Annotated in this window: 23 protein-coding genes; 12 read left to right on the top strand and 11 right to left on the bottom strand. The window is 65.8% G+C overall.

Annotation, left to right across the window (positions count from 1 at the left end; genetic code table 11):
• Positions 1 to 58: 58 nt before the first annotated feature.
• Positions 59 to 559, top strand: a complete 501-nt coding sequence (locus tag SBA_RS02820; RefSeq protein ID WP_224546619.1) for an MmcB family DNA repair protein — start codon at positions 59 to 61, stop codon at positions 557 to 559.
• A gap of 123 nt (positions 560 to 682) precedes the next feature.
• Here the strand turns inward: SBA_RS02820 and SBA_RS02815 are convergent, their stop codons facing one another.
• Positions 683 to 1297, bottom strand: a complete 615-nt coding sequence (locus SBA_RS02815; protein WP_390902371.1) for an ankyrin repeat domain-containing protein — start codon at positions 1295 to 1297, stop codon at positions 683 to 685.
• Between the two features lie 38 nt (positions 1298 to 1335).
• Between SBA_RS02815 and SBA_RS02810 the strand changes: the two genes are divergently transcribed.
• The 4 genes from SBA_RS02810 to SBA_RS02795 are packed head-to-tail and all read left to right on the top strand — an operon-like array spanning position 1336 to position 3402.
• The gene (locus tag SBA_RS02810) at positions 1336 to 2016 is read left to right on the top strand and encodes an SCO family protein (RefSeq protein ID WP_261935817.1); all 681 of its coding nucleotides are present in this window, start codon (positions 1336 to 1338) and stop codon (positions 2014 to 2016) included.
• The gene (locus SBA_RS02805; protein ID WP_129925486.1) at positions 2004 to 2441 is read left to right on the top strand and encodes a YcgN family cysteine cluster protein; all 438 of its coding nucleotides are present in this window, start codon (positions 2004 to 2006) and stop codon (positions 2439 to 2441) included. The genes SBA_RS02810 and SBA_RS02805 overlap by 13 nt, the downstream gene beginning before the upstream one ends.
• Entirely contained in the window at positions 2398 to 3138 is a 741-nt protein-coding gene (locus SBA_RS02800) for a M48 family metallopeptidase (RefSeq protein WP_390902370.1), read from the top strand. Before SBA_RS02805 ends, SBA_RS02800 begins: the two co-directional genes overlap by 44 nt.
• 3 nt (positions 3139 to 3141) lie before the next feature.
• A complete protein-coding gene (locus SBA_RS02795) occupies positions 3142 to 3402 on the top strand; it encodes a hypothetical protein (protein ID WP_129925484.1) in 261 nt (86 codons plus the stop codon).
• On the opposite strand, the gene trhO is transcribed toward SBA_RS02795, so the two are convergent.
• Positions 3399 to 4238 carry an oxygen-dependent tRNA uridine(34) hydroxylase TrhO gene (gene trhO / locus SBA_RS02790; RefSeq protein WP_261935815.1) on the bottom strand — a complete coding sequence of 280 codons (840 nt, stop codon included), beginning with the start codon at positions 4236 to 4238 and terminating at the stop codon, positions 3399 to 3401. The two genes, SBA_RS02795 and trhO, sit on opposite strands and share 4 nt — an antisense overlap.
• A gap of 66 nt (positions 4239 to 4304) precedes the next feature.
• Between trhO and pdeM the strand changes: the two genes are divergently transcribed.
• Together pdeM and SBA_RS02780 are read left to right on the top strand one after the other, a co-directional pair.
• Complete coding sequence (gene pdeM, locus SBA_RS02785) at positions 4305 to 4964, top strand: ligase-associated DNA damage response endonuclease PdeM (protein WP_224546625.1); 660 nt, start codon at positions 4305 to 4307, stop codon at positions 4962 to 4964.
• A gap of 189 nt (positions 4965 to 5153) precedes the next feature.
• Entirely contained in the window at positions 5154 to 7964 is a 2811-nt protein-coding gene (locus tag SBA_RS02780) for a TonB-dependent receptor (protein ID WP_261935814.1), read from the top strand.
• Here the strand turns inward: SBA_RS02780 and SBA_RS02775 are convergent.
• Positions 7961 to 8695: a YggS family pyridoxal phosphate-dependent enzyme gene (locus tag SBA_RS02775; protein ID WP_261935813.1), complete on the bottom strand. Its 735-nt coding sequence runs from the start codon at positions 8693 to 8695 to the stop codon at positions 7961 to 7963. The genes SBA_RS02780 and SBA_RS02775 overlap by 4 nt on opposite strands.
• A gap of 23 nt (positions 8696 to 8718) precedes the next feature.
• On the opposite strand from SBA_RS02775, the gene SBA_RS02770 reads away from it, so the two are divergent.
• Positions 8719 to 9273: a thiamine phosphate synthase gene (locus SBA_RS02770; protein ID WP_261935812.1), complete on the top strand. Its 555-nt coding sequence runs from the start codon at positions 8719 to 8721 to the stop codon at positions 9271 to 9273.
• Between the two features lie 9 nt (positions 9274 to 9282).
• Here SBA_RS02770 and SBA_RS02765 read toward each other — a convergent pair whose 3' ends face one another.
• Entirely contained in the window at positions 9283 to 9930 is a 648-nt protein-coding gene (locus SBA_RS02765) for an HAD family hydrolase (RefSeq protein ID WP_390902428.1), read from the bottom strand.
• 128 nt (positions 9931 to 10058) lie between these two features.
• On the opposite strand from SBA_RS02765, the gene SBA_RS02760 reads away from it, so the two are divergent.
• From SBA_RS02760 to SBA_RS02745, 4 genes are read left to right on the top strand one after another with little or no spacing between them, the layout of a single operon-like run.
• Positions 10059 to 11168 (top strand): ABC transporter permease, encoded by a 1110-nt coding sequence (locus tag SBA_RS02760; RefSeq protein ID WP_261935810.1) that lies wholly within the window; start codon positions 10059 to 10061, stop codon positions 11166 to 11168.
• Positions 11168 to 12052 (top strand): ABC transporter ATP-binding protein, encoded by an 885-nt coding sequence (locus SBA_RS02755; protein ID WP_224546633.1) that lies wholly within the window; start codon positions 11168 to 11170, stop codon positions 12050 to 12052. Before SBA_RS02760 ends, SBA_RS02755 begins: the two co-directional genes overlap by 1 nt.
• A 3-nt stretch (positions 12053 to 12055) precedes the next feature.
• Positions 12056 to 13018 (top strand): MlaD family protein, encoded by a 963-nt coding sequence (locus SBA_RS02750; RefSeq protein ID WP_224546634.1) that lies wholly within the window; start codon positions 12056 to 12058, stop codon positions 13016 to 13018.
• A gap of 32 nt (positions 13019 to 13050) precedes the next feature.
• Positions 13051 to 13677 (top strand): ABC-type transport auxiliary lipoprotein family protein, encoded by a 627-nt coding sequence (locus SBA_RS02745; RefSeq protein ID WP_224546728.1) that lies wholly within the window; start codon positions 13051 to 13053, stop codon positions 13675 to 13677.
• Between the two features lie 54 nt (positions 13678 to 13731).
• Here the strand turns inward: SBA_RS02745 and pepN are convergent, their stop codons facing one another.
• From pepN to SBA_RS02710, 7 genes are all read right to left on the bottom strand, one after another.
• Positions 13732 to 16332 (bottom strand): aminopeptidase N, encoded by a 2601-nt coding sequence (gene pepN, locus SBA_RS02740; RefSeq protein WP_261935809.1) that lies wholly within the window; start codon positions 16330 to 16332, stop codon positions 13732 to 13734.
• A 112-nt stretch (positions 16333 to 16444) separates the two neighbouring features.
• Positions 16445 to 17371: a ParB/RepB/Spo0J family partition protein gene (locus tag SBA_RS02735; RefSeq protein ID WP_261935808.1), complete on the bottom strand. Its 927-nt coding sequence runs from the start codon at positions 17369 to 17371 to the stop codon at positions 16445 to 16447.
• Complete coding sequence (locus tag SBA_RS02730) at positions 17368 to 18150, bottom strand: ParA family protein (protein WP_224546637.1); 783 nt, start codon at positions 18148 to 18150, stop codon at positions 17368 to 17370. Before SBA_RS02730 ends, SBA_RS02735 begins: the two co-directional genes overlap by 4 nt.
• Positions 18151 to 18152: 2 nt before the next feature.
• Positions 18153 to 18788: a 16S rRNA (guanine(527)-N(7))-methyltransferase RsmG gene (rsmG, locus tag SBA_RS02725; protein WP_261935807.1), complete on the bottom strand. Its 636-nt coding sequence runs from the start codon at positions 18786 to 18788 to the stop codon at positions 18153 to 18155.
• On the bottom strand, positions 18785 to 20635 hold the full coding sequence (gene mnmG, locus SBA_RS02720; protein ID WP_261935806.1) for a tRNA uridine-5-carboxymethylaminomethyl(34) synthesis enzyme MnmG: 1851 nt from the start codon (positions 20633 to 20635) through the stop codon (positions 18785 to 18787). Before mnmG ends, rsmG begins: the two co-directional genes overlap by 4 nt.
• Before the next feature lie 60 nt (positions 20636 to 20695).
• Positions 20696 to 21988: a tRNA uridine-5-carboxymethylaminomethyl(34) synthesis GTPase MnmE gene (gene mnmE, locus SBA_RS02715; RefSeq protein WP_261935805.1), complete on the bottom strand. Its 1293-nt coding sequence runs from the start codon at positions 21986 to 21988 to the stop codon at positions 20696 to 20698.
• Positions 21989 to 21992: 4 nt separating this feature from the next.
• Positions 21993 to 22241, bottom strand: a complete 249-nt coding sequence (locus SBA_RS02710; protein ID WP_066607277.1) for a DUF6489 family protein — start codon at positions 22239 to 22241, stop codon at positions 21993 to 21995.
• Positions 22242 to 22256 lie beyond the last annotated feature (15 nt).

Here is a 22256-nt window from a genome sequence, read left to right as displayed (position 1 = left end):
GTTCGGTTCATCCGAATCGGCCTTTTCATTTGTTCCTTTTCTGTTCTAAGATGAGCCGATGAATAGCGCCCCTGTCGACACCTGTTCGCCGCTGACCGACGGCACCGCAATGGCGGTGGCGCGCGGCACGCTGCGGCTCTTCTTCCGCCACGACATGAGCGGTATATTGGAAGTGCCGTTGCCCAACGGGCGCCGCGCCGACATCATGGCGATCGACGGTGCGGGACGGCTGACCATCGTCGAGATCAAGTGCAGTCGCGCCGATCTGCTGGGCGACATGAAATGGCCCGACTATTTCGACTATTGCGATCGCTTCTTCTGGGCTGTGCCGGCGGGGTTCGACCTTGGCCCGTTCGAGAGCGAGGCGCTGTGGCCGACGCGCACAGGCCTGATCGTCGCGGACCAATATGACGCCGAACTGGTGCGCCCGGCCCCGGTGGAGCCGCTGGCGGCGGCTCGGCGCAAGGCGGAGACGCTGCGCTTCGCCCGGCGCGCCGCCCGGCGGTTGACGGCGCTCAGCGATCCGGACCATGCGGCCGAGCTGGGCTGGGGAGGTTGAAGGCCATAGACGACCATTCTTGGTCACCGACTGTCGTAACTCCAGCGAAGGTCGTTGAGAGTCACGCGCCTCTTAACGACCTTCGCTGGCATGACGTTGGGTAAAGCCGACCTTCCGCGTCCCCTAAAACACCGGGCCTTGTACCGGCCCCTTGGGCGCGGCTGCGGGTTTGGCGGCGTCGAGCGCTTCGGTGAGGCCGGGGGTGCGGCCGTCGCGCTTGGCATAGTCGCGGGCGGACATGCCGGCGATGGTGTCGCGCTTCTCCGGATTGGCGCCCTGCGCCACCAGCAGGCGGACCAGACCGACGTCGCGCAGCTGCACCGCGCGGATCAGCGGGGTTTCGCCGCTGTCATTCACCTTGTCGACCTGCGCCTTGTAGGCGAGCAGCGTGCGCACGCCTTCCTCGAACCGGCCCTGCACCGCATCCATCAGCGGGCTGTTGCCGTCATTGTCGGTCAGGTTGGGATTGGCGCCCTTCGACAACAGGAAGGTCAGCCAGGTTCCATCGCGCCGGGCGACGAGGATGTGCAGCGCATTTTCGCCGGTCGATACGTCGCGGCTGTTGATGACGGTGGAGCCGGGTTTCTGGAGCAGGTTGGTGACCTTCTCCCCATCCTTGTCCTTCACCGCCTTCAGAAAATTGTAATTGTCCGAAAATTGCGCCTGGGCGGGACCGGGAACCAGCAGCGCCAGCGCCAGCGAACCCAGCAATGCGGAAAAAAGCTTCGTCTTCATCATGCGCCCCGTTGCATTTGCAAATCGCGTCCTAGCAGGGCATGGCTGGCCATGCCATGAACAAAGACGTCGCCCCATCCATCCTGCCTTCCATCGCCCTGCCCTTCCTCGCCTTGCTGGCTGCCTGCAATATGGGTGCTGGCGGGAATGCATCAAGCGGCGACAGCGAACAGGGCGAATTGATCGGCGCGCGGATCGGCGCGCCCTTCACCCTGACCAACCAGGACGGCAAGCCGACCCATTGGGACGATTATAAGGGCCAGTATCGGCTGGTCTATTTCGGCTATACCTATTGCCCGGACGTCTGCCCGGTCGATCTGCAACGGATCATGCAAGGGTTCGCGCAATTCGAGAAGGACAGGCCGGCCCTGGCCGCCAGGGTCCAGCCGATGCTCATCAGCGTCGATCCGCAACGCGATACGCCCGCCGTGCTCAAAACCTATGTCGCGGCCTTCCATCCGCGCCTGATCGGCCTCACCGGCACGAAGGATCAGATCGCCAAGGTCGCCAAGGATTTCGTGGTGATCTATAATCCCGAGGAAGGGTCTGGAAAGGCCGGGGGCGCGAGCGATTATATGGTCAGCCACAGCCGCACCCCCTATCTGTTCGACGGCGAGGGCAAGCCGGTTGCGCTCGTGCCGGTGGATGATCCCGCCACGGCGGACGTGAATGAAGGCGCGCCGGACAAGGTGGTCGCCTTCTTGGAAAAATGGGTCAAGTGACGCACTTCTGGGAAAAACCGCTTAACAAGCTCGACAAGGCCGAGTGGGAAGCCCTGTGCGATGGCTGCGGCAAATGCTGTCTGCACAAGGCCGAGGATGAGGAGACGGGGCGGATCTATCCGACCAATGTCGCCTGCCGCCTGCTCGACCGGCAGAGCGGGCAATGCAGCAATTACAAGGATCGGCGAACGTTCGTCCCGGATTGCGTGCGGCTGACCCCGGCCAAGGTCAGGCAGATCGGCTGGCTGCCCAGAACATGCGCCTACCGGCTGCGTGAAGAGGGACTGCCGCTGCCCGACTGGCATTATCTGATCTGCGGCGACCGGGAAGCGGTGCATCGGGCGCAGGAATCGGTGCGCGGCTGGACGATCGCGGAGGCCGATGCGGGCGATTGGGAAAATCATCTTGTCGACCGCGAACTCTGATCCCGATGCGGCGATCCTGATCGATGGCGTGGCCATGCCGGTGCTGGTGCGCCGATCGGCGCGGGCGCGGGCCTACCGGCTGACGATCGACAGCACGCGCGGGGCGTTGCGCCTGTCGCTGCCGGCGCGGGCAAACCTGAAAAAGGCGCTCGGCTGGGCGCAGGATCATGAAGGCTGGGTGCGCGCCCAGATGGCCAGGCAGCCCGCTGTCACGCGGCTCGACCATGGTGCGGTCTTCCCGCTGGAGGGGCGCGAGGTGACGATCCACTGGGTCGCGGGCGCGACCCGCACGATCCGACTGGAGGGCGACCGGCTGCTGCTGGGCGGCGCGGCGGAATCAGTGGGGGTGCGAGTGCAGCGCTGGCTCGTCAGCCGCGCCAGGGCGGTGCTGGAGACCGAAAGCCACGAAATCGCGCGCGAGCATGGGCTGATCGTTGCATCGGTCGGCGTGGGCGATACCCGCAGCCGCTGGGGCAGTTGCGCCTCGTCCGGGGCCATCCGCTATAGCTGGCGGCTGATTCTGGCCCCGCCCGAGGTGCGCAGGGCGACCGTGGCGCATGAACTGGCGCATCTGCTGCACATGGATCACAGCCCCGCCTTTCATGCGGCGCATAAGCGGATCTATGGCGCGGACCCGCGCCCGGCGCGGGCATGGCTGCGTGCGCATGGCGCGGGCTTGCATCGCTATCGGGGCTGACGCATGGCCCGCAGGAAGCGTTACCTGACCGCCACCATGGCGGACGGCTATGTCAAGACGATCGGACCTACCGCCGATCCCTTCACCCATTATTGGCGGATCGTCGCGGTGCTGGACAATGGCAGGACCGAGGTCTTCTGGGGCCATGTCCGCTCGCTGGCGGAGGCGAAGAAGAAGCGCGCCGCCGCAGCGGAAGGGGCGAAGATGCGGGGATGGAAACGCTATGATTTCGAGATAGCGGAACTGGTGGAGACGTCCGCTTAACCCCGGTGCGGCCAAACACCGGACTCGTCGCCCGGACAGTCATGCGCCGCATCGCGCAGATGGGGCAGGCCGCAATCGCGGCAGGTGACATAGTCGCCGGCTTGGAGGCCATGGCCGACCGCGACCCGCTCGTCGAAGACATAGCAATCGCCCTGCCAGCGGCTGTCGGCTTCGGGCATCTCCTCCAGATAGCGCAAGATGCCGCCCTTGAGGTGATAGACGTCGGCAAAGCCGCGCGCCTTGACCAGCGCGGTGGATTTTTCGCAGCGTATGCCGCCGGTGCAGAACATCGCGATCTTCGGGCTCCGACCCTGCGCCTTCAGGTCCGCGGCGAAGGCGTCGAACCAGTCGGGAAATTCGCGGAAGGACCGGGTTTCCGGGTCGATAGCGCCTTGGAAGGTGCCGACCGCCACTTCATAGGCGTTGCGGGTGTCGATGACGACGGTATCGGGATCGGCGATCAGCGCGTTCCAGTCGGCCGGGTCGAGATGGGTGCCAGCCTGCGTCGCCGGGTCGAGATCGCCCACGCCCAGCGTCACGATCTCCGCCTTCACCTTCACCTTCATCCGGGCGAAGGGCGCGGCATCGGCCCAGGAATATTTGACGTCGGCGTCGGTGCAGCCAGGCAGGGTGCGGATATGCCCGATCAAAGCCATGATGGCGCCCGCATCGCCCGCGACCGTGCCGTTGATCCCCTCCCCGGCCAGGATCAGCGTGCCGCACGTGCCCAGATCGGCGCAGCGCGCGCGCAGATCTGCGGCCAGCGCCTGCGGATCGGGAAAGCGGGCGAAACAATAGAGGGCGGCGACGGTGTAAATAGATGGGATGGCGGACATGGCCAGCGCCTATAGGCCTTTGCGCGCCCTCTTGAAAGCCGCGGCGTAGAGGCGCATAGCCGGGCGATGGTTCCCCTTTCGTTCGCAGGCCACGCTTTCATGGCGCTGCCCGAAGCCGCGCTCTACTGGCCGGCGCAGCGGGCGCTGCTGGTCGCCGACCTGCATTTCGAGAAGGCGAGCTGGTATGCGCGCTTCGGCCAGTTCCTGCCGCCGCATGACAGCGAAGCGACGCTGGACGTGATCGAGGCGCTTGTGGAACGCACGGGCGCGCAGGCGGTCTGGTCCCTGGGCGACAGCTTCCACGACGCCGACGGCGCCGCCCGGCTCGATCCCTCGCCCCGAAAAAGACTATTTTCCCTTACGGAAAGGCTGGACTGGACCTGGATTACCGGCAATCATGACGTCGGTGTCGCGGACATGCCGGGGGGACGGCGGGTAGCGGAAGCGCAGGTCGAGGGGATATGGCTGCGGCATGAGGCGGAGGCGGACGATCCGCGCCCCGAAATATCCGGCCATTTCCATCCCAAGCTGCGCCTGTCGCTGCGCGGTCGGCATGTGTCGCGGCGGTGCTTCGTGGGATCGGCGACCAAGCTGATCCTGCCTGCGCTCGGCGCGCTGACAGGGGGTCTGGATGCCGGACATGGAGAGATTCGCCGCGCCGTGGGACCGGGAGCCGCCGCTCTGGTGCCGGTCGCCGACCGGTTGCTGCGCTTTCCCTTATCGTAAGGCGACGTTACGGAAAGCAGATATTAAGCCGTTGCCGATAGGCAACAGAGCCGGATCATTCGGCCGTCGGCTGCGCCAAAAGGCGCAGAAAAGCTGGGCTCTATTGCCTTCGCCCTGCTGTGTCCGCATAATCACCCACAGTTCCGACGCGGCGAAAAGTCGTGCGGACCAGGAGAGGATAGACCCATCATGACAGACAAGAGTCTCTGGACATCTGCCGCCATCGCCGCATTGGTCATGGGCGCATCCGCCGCGCAGGCGCAGGACGGAATGCAGGACGGGACGGCGCCGCAGCCGGTCGTGGACGATATGGGCGCGAACATCATCGTCACCGCCACCCGCCGCGCCAGCCCCCTGTCCGACGTGCCCATCGCGGTGTCTGCGGTGGGCGCGCAGGCAATGCAGAATAGCGGCGCGAGCGACATCCGCACGCTGAACCAGCTGGCTCCATCGCTGCTCGTCTCCTCCACCGGGTCCGAAGCCAATGCCTCCGCCCGCATCCGCGGCATCGGCACGGTCGGCGACAATCCCGGCCTGGAAAGCTCGGTCGCGGTGTTCATCGACGGCGTCTATCGCTCGCGCACCGGTGCGGGCCTCAACGAACTGGGCGAGATCGAACGGGTCGAGGTGCTGCGCGGGCCGCAGGGCACGCTGTTTGGCCGCAATGCGTCGGCGGGCCTGATCAACATCATCAGCAAGGCGCCGGAAAACAGCTTCCATGCCAAGGGTGAGATCACCTATGGCAATTATGACTATTGGCGCCTGTCGGGCCGCGTCACCGGGCCGGTGGCCGAGGGTATCGCGCTGAGCCTCGACGGCGTGTGGAGCAAGCGCGACGGCTTCTACAAGCTGGTCGACGGCGCGGGGAAGACGGTGGGCGACACCAATGACCGCGACCGCTATTTCCTGCGCGGCCAGGCGCTGATCGAACCGAACGACGCGCTCTCCATCCGGCTGATCGGCGATTACACCAATCGCGATGAAAGCTGCTGCGGCGCAGCCTATATCGAAGCGCGCGAGCGGCGGCCCGCGGCCGGCGGCGGCTATACCGACGCGCCATTCAATCGCATCGCCGCGATCCTGGCCGGCCAGGGCAGCGTTATCCCGGCCGATCCCTATGATCGCGAACTCCATGTCACGCCGGGCCGCGACTATGTCAGCAAGCTCAAGGATTGGGGCGTGTCGGGCGAGATCAACTATGATTTCGGCGGCGCCAAGCTGACCAGCATCACCGCCTATCGCGATTATAAATCCCGCGACTATGGCGATTACGACTATAATCGCGCCGACCTGCTCTACCGCGATCCCAACACCTATCGCCAGTTCAAGACCTTCACGCAGGAATTGCGGTTGCAGGGTTCGGCCTTCGCCGACAAGCTCGACTGGCTGGTCGGCGGCTATTACGCCAATGAGAAGCTGACATTGCAGGACAATATCCGCTTCGGCGCGGATTATGGCCGGTTCGCGGCCTGCCGCCTGATGGCGGGGGCCAGCGTGAACAGCATTTTCACCGCGCCGCAGCTCGCAGCCTGCGGCAGCGGCCTTGCCACCCAGCCGCTGATCAACGGCACGCAGGCACAGCTCAATGCAGGGCTGACCGCGGCGCTGATCGCGCGCGGCGTGCCCGCGCCGATCGCGGCGGCGCAGGCCGGGGCGATTTCCACGGGCCTGGGCAATGGCCTGCGCGCTTTGGCCGCAATTCCGGAGGGTACGGGCGACGTCGCGTCGCTCTATCGCCAGAAGAGCGAGAATTGGGCGCTCTTCACCCATAATATCGTCCACATCACCAACCGGCTCGATCTGACGCTGGGCCTGCGCTACACCCATGAAAGCAAGCGCTTCTCGGCCGATTTCAACAATAATAACGCGACCTGCGCGGCCTTGCAGGCGTCGGGCCTGCCCGGCATCGCCACCAACCCGGCACTGGGCAGCGCGGCGACGCTGGCGGGCGGCATCCTGACGCTGGGATGCCTGGGCAACGGGTCCACCGGCCTCAATGCGCTCGACCTGAACGACAAGATCAGCGACGGCGAATTTTCCGGCACGGCGGTGCTGTCGTGGAAGCCGATCGACGAATTGCTGCTCTATGGCAGCTATTCGAAGGGCTACAAGGCGGGCGGCTATAATCTCGATCGTTTCCAGCTCGGATCGACCGGCCTGAACGCCATTCCCGCCGTCTTCTCGCCGCGCACCAATGCCGACGTCACCAGCCTGCGCTTCGCTGCGGAAAAGGTGGATTCGTTCGAAGTGGGCCTGAAATATGTCCAGCCCAAATGGAGCGTGAACATCGCCGCCTTCCGGCAGGAGTTCAAGAACTTCCAGCTCAACACCTTCAACGGCACCAGCTTCGTCGTGCAGAATATCAATGGCTGTGACGGGGCGCTGTCGGCGGCCCGCACCTGCGACAGCGGCGATGTCGGGCCGGGCCTGATCAGCCAGGGCGTGGAACTGGAAGCGTCGGTCACCCCCGCGCGCAACTTCCGCGTGTCGGGCGGCGCGACCTATGCCCGCGCCAAATTCGCCAACCGTCTGGTGGGCAGCGGCGACGGCAGCGTGCCGCTGGACACCGCACTGTTCCTGCTGCCCGGATCGATCAACAGCAATGCGCCCAAGCTGGTGACGACCGCCAGCGTCGCGTGGACCCCGGACATCGGCTCATCGGGCCTGTCGGCCCTCTTCTACGTCGATGGCCGCATGACCAGCGACTATAATACCGGGTCCGACCTGTTCCCCGAAAAACGGCAGGACGGCTATGCCATCGTCAATGCCCGCGTCGGCATCCGCGGTGCGGACCAGCGCTGGGCGGTGGAGTTCTGGGGCCAGAATATCTTCAACCAGAATTATACCCAGGTCGCCTTCTCCAGCCCGCTCCAGTCGAGCAGTCCGGGCACATCGACCACCGGCCAGTTCGCGCTGGGCGCACCGATGGCGAACCAGCTCATCTCCGCCTATCTGGCCGAACCGCGGACCTATGGCATCACGCTGCGCGGGAGTTTCTAGGCGCGGGAGTTTCTGAGCATCCCTCTCCCGCTCGCCGGTACGGGGCGAACGGGGGATGGCCTTTCCCCAAACAGCGCCGTGCCGACGCGAATGTCGGTCGCGCCCAGCATGATGGCGGTTTCATAATCGCCCGACATGCCCATGGAAAGGCGCTCCAGCCCCTCTTCCCGCGCGATCTTCGCCAAGAGCGCGAAGAAGGGTGCCGCCTCGATATCGGCCGGCGGGACGCACATGAGGCCCAAAACAGGGATATCGGCGGCGCGCGCCGCTGCGATCAATGCAGGCAGATCCGCTATGGCACAGCCGCCCTTCTGCGCCTCCGCGCCGATATTGACCTGGATGAAACAAGAAACGCGCTTGTCCGCTGCGTCCATCGCTTTCGCCAGCGCGGTGAGCAGCGAGGGCCGATCGAGGCTGTGGATGACGTCGAACAGCGCGACGGCGTCGGCGGCCTTGTTCGACTGGAGCTGGCCGACCAGATGCAGTTCGACGGCGGAAAATTCCTCGCGCAGCGCGGGCCATTTCTCCTGCGCTTCCTGCACCCGGTTTTCGCCGAAGCGGCGTTGCCCGGCATGGAGCAGCGGGCGGATCGTGTCGGCGTCGTGGGTCTTGGACACCGCGATCAGGCGGATGTCGTCGGCGGTGCGCTGCGTCAGGCGCGCGGCGCGGTCGATGCTGTCGCGCAGGGTGGCGAGGCGCTGCGCCGCGTCGATAAGGCTGTCTGTGGTCATACGCGCTGCTATAGGCGAAGCCCATGGATGGTCGCCACCGCAAAAAACGCCCTGCCCTCTGGCTGATGACCGACGAGCGGGTCGCGCCGGCGGCGTTGCTGGCGGCGGCCGCGCGCCTGCCCAAGGGTGGCGGCGGCATCGTGTTTCGGCACTATCGGACCGAGCCACTGGCGCGAAGGGCGCTGTTCGAGGTGCTGCGGACGATCGCGCGGCGGCGGCGGCTGGTGCTGATGCTGGCCGGGCCGGTGCGCGATGCGGCGGCGTGGCGGGCCGATGGCGCGCATGGGCGGGACGCGCGTCGGGCGGCCCGCCCCCTGTTGCGCAGCCGCGCCGTCCATGATGGGCGGGAGGCTGTGGCGGTGCGCCGGGCCGGCGCCGATCTTTGCTTCGTCTCCCCTCTCTTCCCGACCCGGTCGCATGTCGGAGGGCGCGCATTGGGGCGGGTGCGCTTCGCCGCCCTGGCACGGCAGGTCGATGTGCCGGTCATGGCGCTGGGCGGCGTGCGCCGGGGGCATCGGCCTATGTTGCGGGGGATCGGCGCGGACGGCTGGGCCGCGATCGACGGGTTGACGGACTAAGCCGCCAGATCAGCTCCAGTCCACCCGCGTCCACCCGCGGTCCTCCGCCAGCCTGGCCAGCGGCTTGTGCGGGTTGGAGGCGAAGGGGATATCGGCGAACTCCAGCATCGGCGCGTCGGAGACATGGTCGGAATAGGCGCGGATATGCGCCTGCGCACGGTCGATCGCCTGCGACGCCATCCATGCCTTGATCATCCGCAGCTTGCCGGTGTCGTAGCAATTTTCGCCCGCGATCTTGGCGCGTACATAGCGCAGATCCTGGCTCAGATGATCGGTGGCGATCACCGCGTCGAAGCCCAGCCGCCGCGCGATCGGTTCGACATAGAGGCGGTAGGAGGCGGTGGCGAGCACCAGCGTATAGCCGTCGGCGCGATCCTGCGCGATCTGCGCCACCGCGCCGGCGCGCAGGTTGCGGGCGATCACCCGGTCAGCATAGCTTTCGACATGGGGCATCAGTTTCGCGCGTTCGACATTGAAGCCGATCATCAGCGCCTGATTCAGCTCCTTCAGCCGCTGGCGACTGATCAGCTTCACCACATAGGCGAGCATCAGCAGGATGACGCAGGGAAAAAGCACCAGTCGCCATGGCGCCATATGCCCCGCCACATGGATCAGGAAGCCGGTATAGGTGCCGCTGAAGGTCACCGTGCGGTCCATGTCGTAGATCGCCAGCCTGTAGCTCGTCATGCCGTTTCCGAAACTTTTCTGTCCGCCCTTCGTTCTGGCTTGCGGATGGGCCGTTTCGGCTTGCCGTGCAACCGATAATGGACCAGTAATCCCATCGCATGAACAAAGCCGCCGAACTTGCCGAGGAACAGCGCGACGGCAGCAATGTGGTCCGGCTTTCCGGATCGCTCGCGATCGCCTGTCTGGGCGACCTGCCCGACCGGCTGGACGCCGTGCAGGAGCCGGTCGGCGCGATCGACCTGTCGGCTGTCGACCACATGGATACGATCGGCGCCTGGACCGTGCATCGCGCGACCAAGCGGCTGGGTTGCGAGGTCACCGGTGCCAGCGACGATGCGCGCCGCCTGATCCATGCAGTCGGCGAACTGGACGAGCCGGTGCCGATCCGGCCGGCCTATGTCCATCCGCTGCGTCGCGTCGTCGGCCAGATTGGCGAAGCGGTGATCGCGTCCGGCGCGACCCTGATGGGGCTGCTCGGCTTTTTCGGCGCCACGCTGATCGCGACATGGAGCGTCATCCGCCATCCACATCGCTTCCGCATCAATGCGGTGGTGCAGCGGTTCGAGGTGGTCGGCGTGTCGGCGCTCGGCATCATCGGCTTGATGAGTTTCCTCATAGGTATCGTCATCGCCCAGCAAGGGTCGGTGCAGTTGCGCCAGTTCGGCATGGAGATGCTGACGATCAACCTGGTCGGCCGGCTGACCTTCCGGGAGCTGGGCGTGCTGACGACCGCGATCATGGTTGCGGGGCGTTCCGGTTCCGCCTTCGCCGCGCAGTTGGGCACGATGAAGCTGACCGAAGAGGTCGATGCGATGCGCACCATCGGCGTGTCGCCGATGGAGGCGCTGGTGCTGCCACGCACGCTTGCGGTCGTCATCATGATGCCGCTGCTGGGCTTTTACGCATCGGTGATGGCGGTCGTCGGCGGCGGTTTCCTCTGCGCGATCGCGCTGGAGATTCCGCCCATCACCTTCATCCAGCGACTGCGGGAGGTCGTGCCGATCACCGACCTGTGGGTCGGCCTCATCAAGGCGCCCGTCTTCGGCATCATCATCGCGCTGTCGGGCTGCTACCAGGGTATGCAGGTGAAGGCCAATGCCGAGGAAGTCGGCCTGCGCACCACCGCGGCCGTGGTGCAGGCGATCTTCCTGGTGATCGTGATCGACGCCTTTTTCGCAGTCTTCTTCACCTGGGTAGGCTGGAACTGATGAGCGAAGAAGAGATTCAGCGCGCCGAGGAAGAGCGGATCGAACAGGCGGTCGAGACGTCGGATATCGCTATCTCGGTGCGCGGGCTGCGCAACAGTTTCGGCGACCAGGTGGTGCATGACGGGCTGGACCTGGACGTGCGCAAGGGCGAGATATTGGGCGTGGTCGGCGGTTCCGGCACCGGCAAGTCGGTGCTGATGCGCGCGATCATCGGCTTGCAGACCCCGGACGAGGGCGAGATTCACGTCTTTGGCGAATCGATGATCGGGCGGCTGGATGACGAGGCGCTGGCGATCCGCAAACGCTGGGGCGTGCTGTTCCAGGGCGGCGCGCTCTTTTCGACCCTTACGGTGGCCGAGAATGTCGAGGTGCCGATCCGCGAATATTATCCCAATATCGGGGCGGAGTTGCGCGACGAGATCGCTGCCTACAAGATCCGCATGACCGGCCTGCCGACCGAAGCAGGCCCCAAATATCCGGCTGAATTGTCGGGGGGCATGAAGAAGCGCGCCGGCCTCGCCCGTGCGCTGGCGCTGGACCCCGACCTGTTGTTTCTGGACGAGCCCACGGCGGGCCTGGACCCGATCGGCGCGGCGGCCTTCGATGAGATGACGCGCAAATTGCAGCAGACGCTGGGCCTGACCGTCTTCCTCATCACCCATGATCTCGATACGCTCTATTCGATTTGCGACCGGGTGGCGGTGCTGGCCGACAAAAAGGTGACGGCGGTGGGTACGATCGAGGAATTGCTGGCGACCGATCATCCCTGGATTCAGGAATATTTCAACGGTCCGCGCGGCCGGGCCGCGACCGCGGCGGTCTCGCGCGAAAAGGACCGGGAACAGACACAGGCGGCGCTCAGTCCGCCGGACGGAAGGCGATAGGATATGGAAACCCGCTCCAATCATGTGCTGGTGGGCGCAGTCACGCTGTTGCTGCTGGCCGCGATCATGGCCGCCGCCTTCTGGTTCTCGCGCATCTCCGATGGCGAGAATAAGGAGTATGACATCTTCTTCAAACAGTCGGTCAATGGCCTCGCCAAGGGATCGAGCGTCAATTATTCGGGCGTTCCATCGGGCAAGGTGGAGAAGATCGAGCTGTGGAAGCGCGATCCGAGCTTCGTAAAGGTCCGCATTTCGGTGAAGGACGGCACCCCCGTCCTGCAGGGTACGACCGCGACCATCGCCGGCGTCGGCTTCACCGGCGTCAGCGAAGTGGTGCTGGACGGCGCGGTCAAGGGCGCGCCGCCGATCGCCTGCCCCGCCGACAATGTGCTGGCCGCCTGCCCCGATGGCGTGCCGGTGATACCTACCAAGCCGGGCGCGCTGGGCGAGCTTCTCAACAATGCGCCGCAACTGCTGGAGCGGCTGTCGACGCTGACCGAGCGCCTGACCGAATTGCTGAATGACAAGAATCAGCAGTCGATCGCGGGCATATTGGCCAATGTCGAGCGGGTATCCGGCGCGCTGGCCGATCGCAGCCCCGAAATCGCCGCTACCCTGGCCGAAGCCCGCATCGCGGTGCAGCGCACGGGCGTCGCGGTCGAACAGATCGGCAAGCTCGCCGCCACCACCGATACGATGCTGAACGAGGAAGGCCGGCCGCTGATGGGCGACTTGCGCAAGAGCGTGCAGGCTGCGACCCGCAGCATCGAGACGCTGGACAAGACTATCGGCGAGGCGCAGCCGGGCGTGAAGCAGTTCAGCACGCAGACCATGCCGGAGGTCAACCAGCTGGTCCGCGACCTGCGCGAAATGTCGCGTTCCTTCCGCGGCGTTGCGGAAAAGCTCGACCAGCAGGGCGCCGGATCGCTGGTCGGATCGCCCAAGCTGCCGGACTATAAGCCATGATCGCGGACAGGATGATGAGAGAGATGCGGACCATGTTCCATGTGAAACACCCCGGCGCGAACCGGAAGGGCGCGCTGACCGCGTTGACCGCCGCTTTCCTGCTGTCGGGTTGCGTATCCTTCGGCGCCAAGCCGCCGTCGCAATTGCTGACGCTGGATGCGGCGCAGAAGGTGCCTTCTGGAGCGTCGCGGGTAGCGGGCGGAGGGCGAACGCTGATCGTCGCCGATCCCGATGCGCCCAAGATGCTGGATACGGTGCGCGTGCCGGTGCAACTGGGGCCGACATCGGTCGCCTATGTGACCAAGGTGCAATGGGCCGACACGCCCCGCCATCTGTTCCGGCGCCTGCTGGCCGAAACCATCTCCGCCACCACGGATCGGGTGGTGCTGGATTCGGGGCAGTTTTCGGGCGACGGCGGGCAGCGGCTGAGCGGCGAACTGGTCGCTTTCGGACTGGATGCGGCGAGCAACAATGCCGTCGTCACCTATGATGCCGTGCTGACCACCCCCAATGGCGTCGCGCTGGCGCGGCAGCGGTTCACCGCCAGCCAGCCGGTGGGCGGCAAGATCGAAGCCGGGACGATCGGCGCGCCGATCAATGTCGCGGCGAACAAGGTGGCAGCCGACGTGGCGGCCTGGGCCGCGGCGGTGAAGGACTGAGCATCCTGCCGGTTCGCGTCGCGCCTGGACGCGGACCGAACCGGCGATGCCCGCTTATTCCAGGCTCTTGCCTGCCTGTTCGGTCACGTCCTTGGATAAGCCCGATTGCGCCAGGATGCGCTGCAGTTCGGCGCGCATCAGCGCCGCGCGCCCTTCCTCGAACCGTTTCCAGCGACCCAGCGGCGGCACCAGCTTCGCGGCGGTCTGCGGGTTGAGCCGGTCCAGCGCGATGATGCAGTCGGCCAGCAGGCGGTAGCCCTTGCCCGACTTGTGGTGGAACCCCCATTGGTTGCCCGCAAAGGCGCCGAACAGCGACCGCACCCGATTGGGGTTGGCGAGCGTGAAATCCTTATGCTCGCTCAGTTGCGCCACCAGTTCCACCGTGTCGGGATGCAGCGCGAACGCCTGGGTCTGGAACCATTTGTCCAGCGTCAGCGCGTCCGCGGCATAGCGATTGTAGAAAATGTCGAGCGCCGCCTCGCGCTCCGGGCTGGCGCCATTGGCCAGCGTGCCCAGCGCCGCCTGCCGCTCGGTCATATTGTCGGCTTCGCTGAACTGAGCGAAGGCGATGGCGGGGCCGTCCTGCGCGCCCGACGCCACCAGATAATGGAGCGCCGCGTTGCGCAGCTTGCGGGCGCCCTTGGCGGCCGGCGAGAGGGAGAAGGCGTTGGCCTTCGTCCGGGCATGGATATCGCGCCAGAATGGCTCCAGCGCCGCCCCGATCTGCTGCTGCAGGGCATCGCGCGCGGCATGGATGGCGTCGGGATCGACCAGGCGCATCTGATCGCCCAGATAGGCTTCGCTGGGCAGGCGGATCGCTTCCGCGACGAAGGCCGGGTCGAGCAGCGGATCGGTGATGATGTTGCGCACGGCATCGACAACGTCCGCGTCGTCCGTGGCATGACCGGCGATGCGGCCGACCAGCACATTGACCATCAACTGTTGCATCGCCTCATAGCGGGCGAAGGGATCGTCATCATGCGCCGACAAAAAGGCGAGATCGGCCTGGCTGCGATTCGTCTCCACGATCACCGGCGCGGAAAAGCCGCGATTGATCGACAGGATCGGCGCAGCAGGGAAGCTGGTGAAGGTGAAGCTCTGCCGGCCCTCCGTCAGCATCAGCAGCTCGTCGCCGCGATGCTCCCCGCTCGCGGGATCGAACAGGGCGGTGCGCAGCGGGATCGCCATGGGCTGCTTGTCCACCTGGCCCGGCGTCGGCGGCATCGTCTGGTCCAGCGTCAGTTCGACGCTTTGGCTCACCGGATCATGGGTGACGAGCGCGCGGACATGGGGCGTACCGGCCTGCTCATACCAGAGGCGGAACTGGGTCAGGTCGATGCCCCCACCCTCTTCCATCGCCAGCACGAAATCCTCGCACGTGGCGGCCTCCCCGTCATGCCGGTCGAAATAAAGGTCAGTACCCGCCCGGAAGCGCTCCGCCCCCAGCATCAAGGCCATCATCCGGATCAGCTCGGCGCCCTTATTATAGATGGTCGCCGTGTAGAAGTTGCTGATTTCCATATAGGATTCGGGACGCACCGGATGGGCGAGCGGGCCTGAATCCTCCTGAAACTGGCCGGCGCGCAGGATGCGGACATCCTCGATCCGCTTGACCGCATGGCTGCCCATGTCGGCGGAAAAATTCTGGTCGCGGAAGACGGTGAAGCCTTCCTTCAAGGAAAGCTGGAACCAGTCGCGGCAGGTGACGCGGTTGCCCGACCAGTTGTGGAAATATTCATGCGCCACCACGCCTTCCACCCCGTCATAATCGATGTCGGTCGCGGTTTCGGGATCGGCCAATATGTAGCGCGAATTGAAGATGTTGAGGCCCTTATTTTCCATCGCGCCGAAATTGAAGTCGGCGACCGCGACGATGTTGAACACGTCCAGATCATATTCGCGGCCATAGACCCGCTCGTCCCATGCCATGCTGTTCTTGAGCGCCTGCATGGCGTGATCGGTCCGGGCGATATCGGCTTCGCGCACCCAGATGCCGAGGGCGACTTCCCGCCCGCTCATCGTTACGAAGCGGTCGGCGTTGCAGGCAAGATCGCCCGCGACCAACGCGAAAAGATAGCAGGGCTTGGGAAAGGGATCGTTCCAGCGCGCCCAGTGACGGCCGCCGGTCAGGTCACCCTGTTCGATGGGGTCGCCATTGGCCAGCAGGATCGGGAAACGCGCCTTGTCCGCTTCCATCCGCACGCTGTAGCGCGACAATATATCGGGACGGTCGGGGAAGAAGGTGATGCGGCGGAAGCCTTCCGCCTCGCATTGGGTACAGAGCAGGCCGCCGCTGGCATAAAGGCCCATCAGCTTGCTATTGCCCTCTGGCGACAGCTCCACCAGCGTTTCGACGCTGTGCGCGCTGTCTGGTAGCGCGATGATGAGCGCGCCGGCTTCCAGATGCCATTCGTCCTGCGCCAACGGGCGGCCATCGACGCAGACCGCCAGCGGCACGATGCCTTCGCCGTCGAGGCGCAGGGGGCGGTCGTGATCGCCGTTGCGCGTGACCGACAGGGTCGCGCGCACCTTGGTCAAGGCAGGATCGAGATCGAAATCGAGCGTGACGTCGGGGACGAGCCAGTCGGGCGGACGATAGTCCAGCCGGCGGATGATGACGGGCGCAGCGGCGTGGGTGGAGATCATGTCGGCCATCCCCGCAACCTAGGGAGCGGGGGGCAAAAAGACCAGTGGGCTTTGCGGATACGCTGCCCGAACTTCGCGAACGTCGCCCTTATGCGCTGTGACGAATCGTGGGCAACGGCCGCTAGATGCGTTCGCCCGACAGGCGCTGGCACAGCATGTCGAGCTGGTCGAGATTGGAATAGCGCAGCGCCAGGATGCCGCCGGTCGATGCGCCTTCATGCGCGATCTCGACCTTCAGGCCCAATATGTCGGCCAGATGCTGTTCCAGCGCCGCGATGTCCGGGTCTTTGTCGCCGTTTCCGGCATTGCGGCGGGCGGCGGGTGCGTCGGCGCCTGTCTTGACCCGGCGCACCAGCTTCTCGGTGTCGCGGACCGACAGGCCCTTATCCTCGACCTGCCGCGCCAGCGCCTCGCAATCGGGCACGCCGATCAGCGCGCGGGCATGGCCCATGCTGATCTTGTTCTCCATCACCTGCTGCTGCACCGTCTGGGGCAGTTCGAGCAGGCGCATCAGGTTGGCGACATGGCTGCGCGATTTTCCGACGATGCGGCCCAGCGCATCCTGGCTGTGATGAAATTCGGCGATCAGCTTGCGATAGGCTTCCGCCTCTTCGATCGGATTGAGATCCTCGCGCTGGATATTTTCGATCAGCGCGATTTCAAGCGTTTCTTGCTCGTCGAAATCGCGGACGATCGCGGGGATGCGGTGCATCTGCGCCCGCTGCGCCGCGCGCCAGCGGCGTTCGCCGGCGATGATCTGGAACCCGCCGCCATGGGCGCGCACGATGATCGGCTGGATCACGCCGCGCTTGGCAATGCTTTCGGCCAGTTCCTGCAACGCGCCTTCGTCGAAATGGCGGCGCGGCTGTTCGGGGTGCGGCTGGATCAACGACACTTCGATGCTCTGCACCGCCTTGCCATTGGCGGGGATGGCGCTGGGCGACACCGGTTCCTCGCGCGCGACATCGCCGAGCAAAGCGGACAGGCCGCGGCCCAGACCATGGGGGCGCTTGGCGATCTTGGGCTTGTCGGTCGTTTCGTCGCTCAAGCGGCAACCTCCTGTCGGGGCAGTCGGGCGATCAGTTCGCGCGCCAGACGCATATAGGCTTCGGACCCCGAACAGCGGAAGTCGTAGATAAGGGCGGGCACGCCGTGGCTGGGCGCTTCCGACAAGCGAACGTTGCGCGGGATGACGGTCGAAAAGACAAGATCGCCGAGGCAGGCGCGCACATCGTCGGCCACCTGATCGGTCAGGCGATTGCGGCGATCATACATGGTCAGCGCCACGCCCATGATCGACAGGCCGGGGTTGAAGCGGCCGCGGATACGCTCGACCGTCTGGAGCAGTTGCGACAGGCCTTCCAGCGCGAAAAATTCGCACTGCAACGGGACCAGCAGATATTGCGCGCCGACCATCGCATTGATGGTCAGCAGGCCCAGCGACGGCGGGCAGTCGATCAGGCAGATGTCCCAGCGGCCCGGTTGGGCTTCGGCCAGCACGCGCTCCAGCCGGTGGGTGCGTTCCTCATAATCGATCAGTTCGATCTCGCAGCCAGACAGATCCTGTGTCGCCGGGACCAGGTCCAGCTTGGGAACGCGGGTTGCGATGACGGTATCGTCCAGCGCGCAATTGCCGACCAGCAGGTCGTAGCTGGACTGGGCGCGATCGGCATGGCCGACGCCCAGGCCAGTGGAGGCATTGCCCTGTGGGTCAAGATCGACCAGCAGCACGCGCAGCCCGGTCGCGGCCAGACCGGTGGCGAGATTGATCGCGGTGGTGGTCTTACCCACGCCGCCCTTCTGATTGGCGATGGCGATGCGGATCATCCTTAGCCTTTCCTTTTGGCGGGTTTCACGGCGTGGGCAACGATGATGGCGCTATCGGCGTCCGTTACGCTGGGTTCCACGTGAAACACACCTTGCCATGCCGGACGCGCCGCCTCCAGTTCATTTTCTGCATTTCGTCCCTTGGGCAGCACCCAGAGGCTTTTTTTATCCGAAAGATGGAGCGCCGATTCAAACAATTTAGGCAGAGGCGCATAGGCGCGCGCACTGATGACAGCCGCATGGGCTGGCGGCACCATTTCGACCCGGCCGCCGAAGACGCGCGCGTGGGTGAGGCCCAATTCGGCGATCACGCCTTCCAGAAAATCGATCCGCTTGCGCCGGGATTCGACCATCATCAGCGGCCGGCCGGACAGGCAGGCCAGCACGATACCGGGCAGACCGGCGCCCGATCCGAGATCGATCCAGTCGCCATCGCTCGCATCCCTGGTGTGCAGGAGCAGCTGCGCGGAATCGACGATATGCCGCGCCCAGACATGGGGCCGGGTCGATTGCGCGATCAGATTCTGCTCATCCATCGCGGACAGCAGGATTGCGACATAGCGTTCCAGCCTGTTCCATGTTTCACGTGAAACATCGCACTGCGCCGCTAGCCAGGCGCGGGCTTCCTCTTCGGTCACGCCGCCACCCGGCGGACATGGACGAGGATGGCAGCCAGCGCCGCGGGGGTGATACCGCGGATGCGACCGGCGGCGGCCAGCGTATCGGGGCGGGCGGCGTCAAGACGTTCGATCATCTCGGTGGACAGGCCACCGATAGTGCGGAAGTCGAAATCGGTGGGGATGATGACACGCTCGTTCCGGCGCAGTTCGGCAATCTCGCTATCCTGCCGTTGCAGATAGGGGGCGTAATGGGCGTCCTCCCATATTTCGTCGCGCAGGTCGGCGGGCGCGTCGCGCAAGGTCGGTGCGAGCGCACAGAGCAGGTCCCGATCGACTTCGGGGAAGCGCGCCCAGTCGAACAGGCTGCGTCGCGCGCCATCCTGCCGGACCGCTGCGCCGGCGCGCGCCATTTCGCTGGCGCTCCTCGGTTGGGCCAGTTCGGCTTCGATCGCGGCGCGTCGGGTCTGGCGGTCAGCCAGTCGTGCCGCGCGATCGGTGCCGATGACGCCATGGGTCAGGCCGATCGGGCCTAGCCGTGTTTCCGCATTGTCGGCGCGCAGCCGCAGCCGATATTCGGCGCGGGCGGTCAACATGCGATAGGGTTCGGTCACGCCCTGCAAAACCAGGTCGTCAATCATCACGCCGATATAGGAACTGGCGCGGTCGAGGATCATCGGCGCGTCGCCGCGCGCGCGGGCGGCGGCGTTGACGCCGGCGATCAGTCCTTGTGCCGCCGCCTCCTCATAGCCGGTCGTGCCGTTAATCTGGCCGGCACAGAACAGGCCGGGCAGTTGCCGCACCTCCAGCGTGGAATCGAGTGCGCGCGGATCGACATGGTCATATTCGACCGCATAGCCCGGCACAGCAATCTCGACCTGCTCCAGCCCCGGCATCGATCGCACCATCGCGATCTGCACATCGGTCGGCAGCGAGGTGCTGATGCCATTTGGATAGACGAGCGGATCGTCCAGCCCCTCCGGCTCCAGGAAAATCTGGTGTCCGTCGCGGTCGCCGAAGCGCAGCACCTTGTCCTCGATCGACGGGCAGTAACGCGGCCCCCGCCCTTCGATCGCGCCGCTGAACAAGGGCGACCGGTCCATGCCGTCACGGATGATCGCATGGGTGGCGTCATTGGTGCGGGTGATGGCACAGGCGAGTTGCGGCAGGACGCGGCCCGGCGAGAGCGGCGACATGGTCCACCCCTCCCCGTCCGACGGCTGGGTTTCCAGCCGCCCCCAGTCGATGGTGCGACCGTCGAGGCGCGGCGGTGTTCCGGTCTTGAGCCGGGCGATCGGCAGGCCGAGGTCGCGCAACTGGACGCCCAGCGCGCTGGCGGCGCGTTCGCCGATCCGGCCGCCGGTTTCGCGCTCATCGCCGCGAAAGAGCTTGCCGCCCAGGAAGGTGCCGGTCGCCAGCACCACGGTTGGCGCTGCGATGGTCCGGCCATCGGCCAGCGCCACGCCGGCGATCGCGTCGCCCGCGATCAGCAGCGCGTCGGCCTCCCCTTCGACGATCTCCAGCCCCGCCTGCGCGTCGAGCATCTGGTGAATGGCTGCGCGATAGCGTTTGCGATCGGCCTGCACGCGCGGTCCCTGGACGGCGGCGCCCTTGCTGCTGTTGAGCATCCGATAATGGATGGCGGCAGCGTCTGCCGCGCGGGCGATCAGCCCGTCGAGCGCATCGACTTCGCGCACCAGATGGCCCTTGCCCAGCCCGCCGATCGCCGGGTTGCAGGACATGGCGCCGACGGTGTCGCGGGCGAAGGTGAGCAGTGCGACCGACGCGCCCTTGCGCGCAGCTGCAGCGGCGGCCTCGCAGCCGGCATGGCCGCCGCCGACCACGATCACATCATAGCGTATTTGCATGAGCCGCCCCTTATCAGAATGAGGGGGGTGGGGTCAAAAGCGTTCCACGTGGAACATGCATCATTTGCCGATGCAGAAGCCCGAAAAGAGACGGTCGAGCATATCTTCTGTCCCCGCCTGCCCCGTCAGCGCGTCGATGGTGCGGCGTGCCTGGCGCAAATCTTCGGCGATGACGAGCAGATCGGCGGTCGCGCCCGCCGCGTCGAGATGTGCGTGCAACTGTCCAACTTGCTGTCTCTGTCGCGCATGCAGGGCATAGTCGCCCTCCCCGGGCAGCAGCGCAGCGGCACGGCTCTTAAGTGTGGCGATCAGCCTGTCCATGCCTTCACCGGTACGGGCGGAAAGGCGCAGGCCGGGGCGATCCGCCTCGCTGCGGTCGGACTGGGCGGCGACCAGCAGGGCGTCGGTGCGCGGCAGTTCAGCCGCATCGCCCAGCCACAGGATGATGTCGGCCGCGTCCAACGCCGCGCGGGCGCGGTCGATGCCGATCGCCTCGATCGCATCGTCCGTCTCCCCGCGCAGGCCGGCGGTGTCGGTGAACAGGAAGGCGGTGCCGCCGATCGCGGCGGGGACTTCGATCCGGTCGCGGGTGGTGCCGGCAATGTCCGACACGATCGCCGCCTCGCGCCCGACCAGCGCGTTGAGCAGGGTGGACTTGCCGGCATTGGGTGGCCCGGCCAGCACAACGCGGATGCCGTCGCGCAGACGCTCGGCGGATGGGGCGGCGAGGATGACGGCGACGTCCTGCGCCAGCGCGGCGATCCCCTCCCCGATCCGCGTTTCGATCGCGGCGTCGGGCACGTCATCCTCGTCGGAAAAATCGAGCGCGGCTTCGGCCATGGCGGACAGGTCGAGCAAGGTGCGACGCCAACCGTCGATGCGGCGGGAAAAATGCCCCTCCGCCATCAACAGGGCGGCGCGGCGCTGCCCCTGGGTTTCGGCGGCGAGCAGGTCGGACAGGCCCTCCACCGCGTTGAGGTCCATACGGCCATGGGTGAAGGCGCGCCGGGTGAACTCTCCGGCTTCGGCGCGGCGCAATCCCGGCATGGCGGCCAGCGCCTCTTCGACCGCGGCCACCACGGCGCGGCCGCCATGGCAATGAAGTTCGGCCATATCCTCACCGGTGACGGTGGCGGGACCGGGCAGCCAGAGCAGAAGCGCCCGGTCGAGCGGCGCATCGTCGCGCGGGTCTTTCAGCAGCGCCAGGCTGGCGGTGCGGGGGGATGGCAAGCGGCGGGCCAAAGCAGCAAGCGCTGCCCCGGCCCGGACGCCGCTGATCCTTATGACTGCAATCCCCGCCGGCGGGGCACCGCTCGACAGGGCGAAGATCGTGTCGCCGTCGGAACCGGACACAGGCCTATTTCTTGTCGCCGCCGGACATGCCCGCCAGGCCCATATTCATCATCTGCTGGAACAGGCGCATCCCCGCATCACCCATGGGCGAGAAGCTTTTGAACAATGTTTCCATCTGCTCGACATTGGCGACGCCGTCGAAGCCGTCGAGCATCGTCTTGATATATTTATCGTGGATGGGGGTGACATCGGGCAGGCCCAGGAAAGAGCGGGCTTCGGCCGGAGTGCAGTCCACGTCGACGGTAACCTTCATGTCGCTGCCCTTCCC

Source organism: Sphingomonas bisphenolicum, assembly GCF_024349785.1.
Taxonomy (GTDB): Bacteria; Pseudomonadota; Alphaproteobacteria; order Sphingomonadales; family Sphingomonadaceae; genus Sphingobium; species Sphingobium bisphenolicum.
The sequence above is the reverse complement of the archived record's forward strand: the minus strand, read 5'-3'. Positions and strand labels throughout refer to the sequence as shown.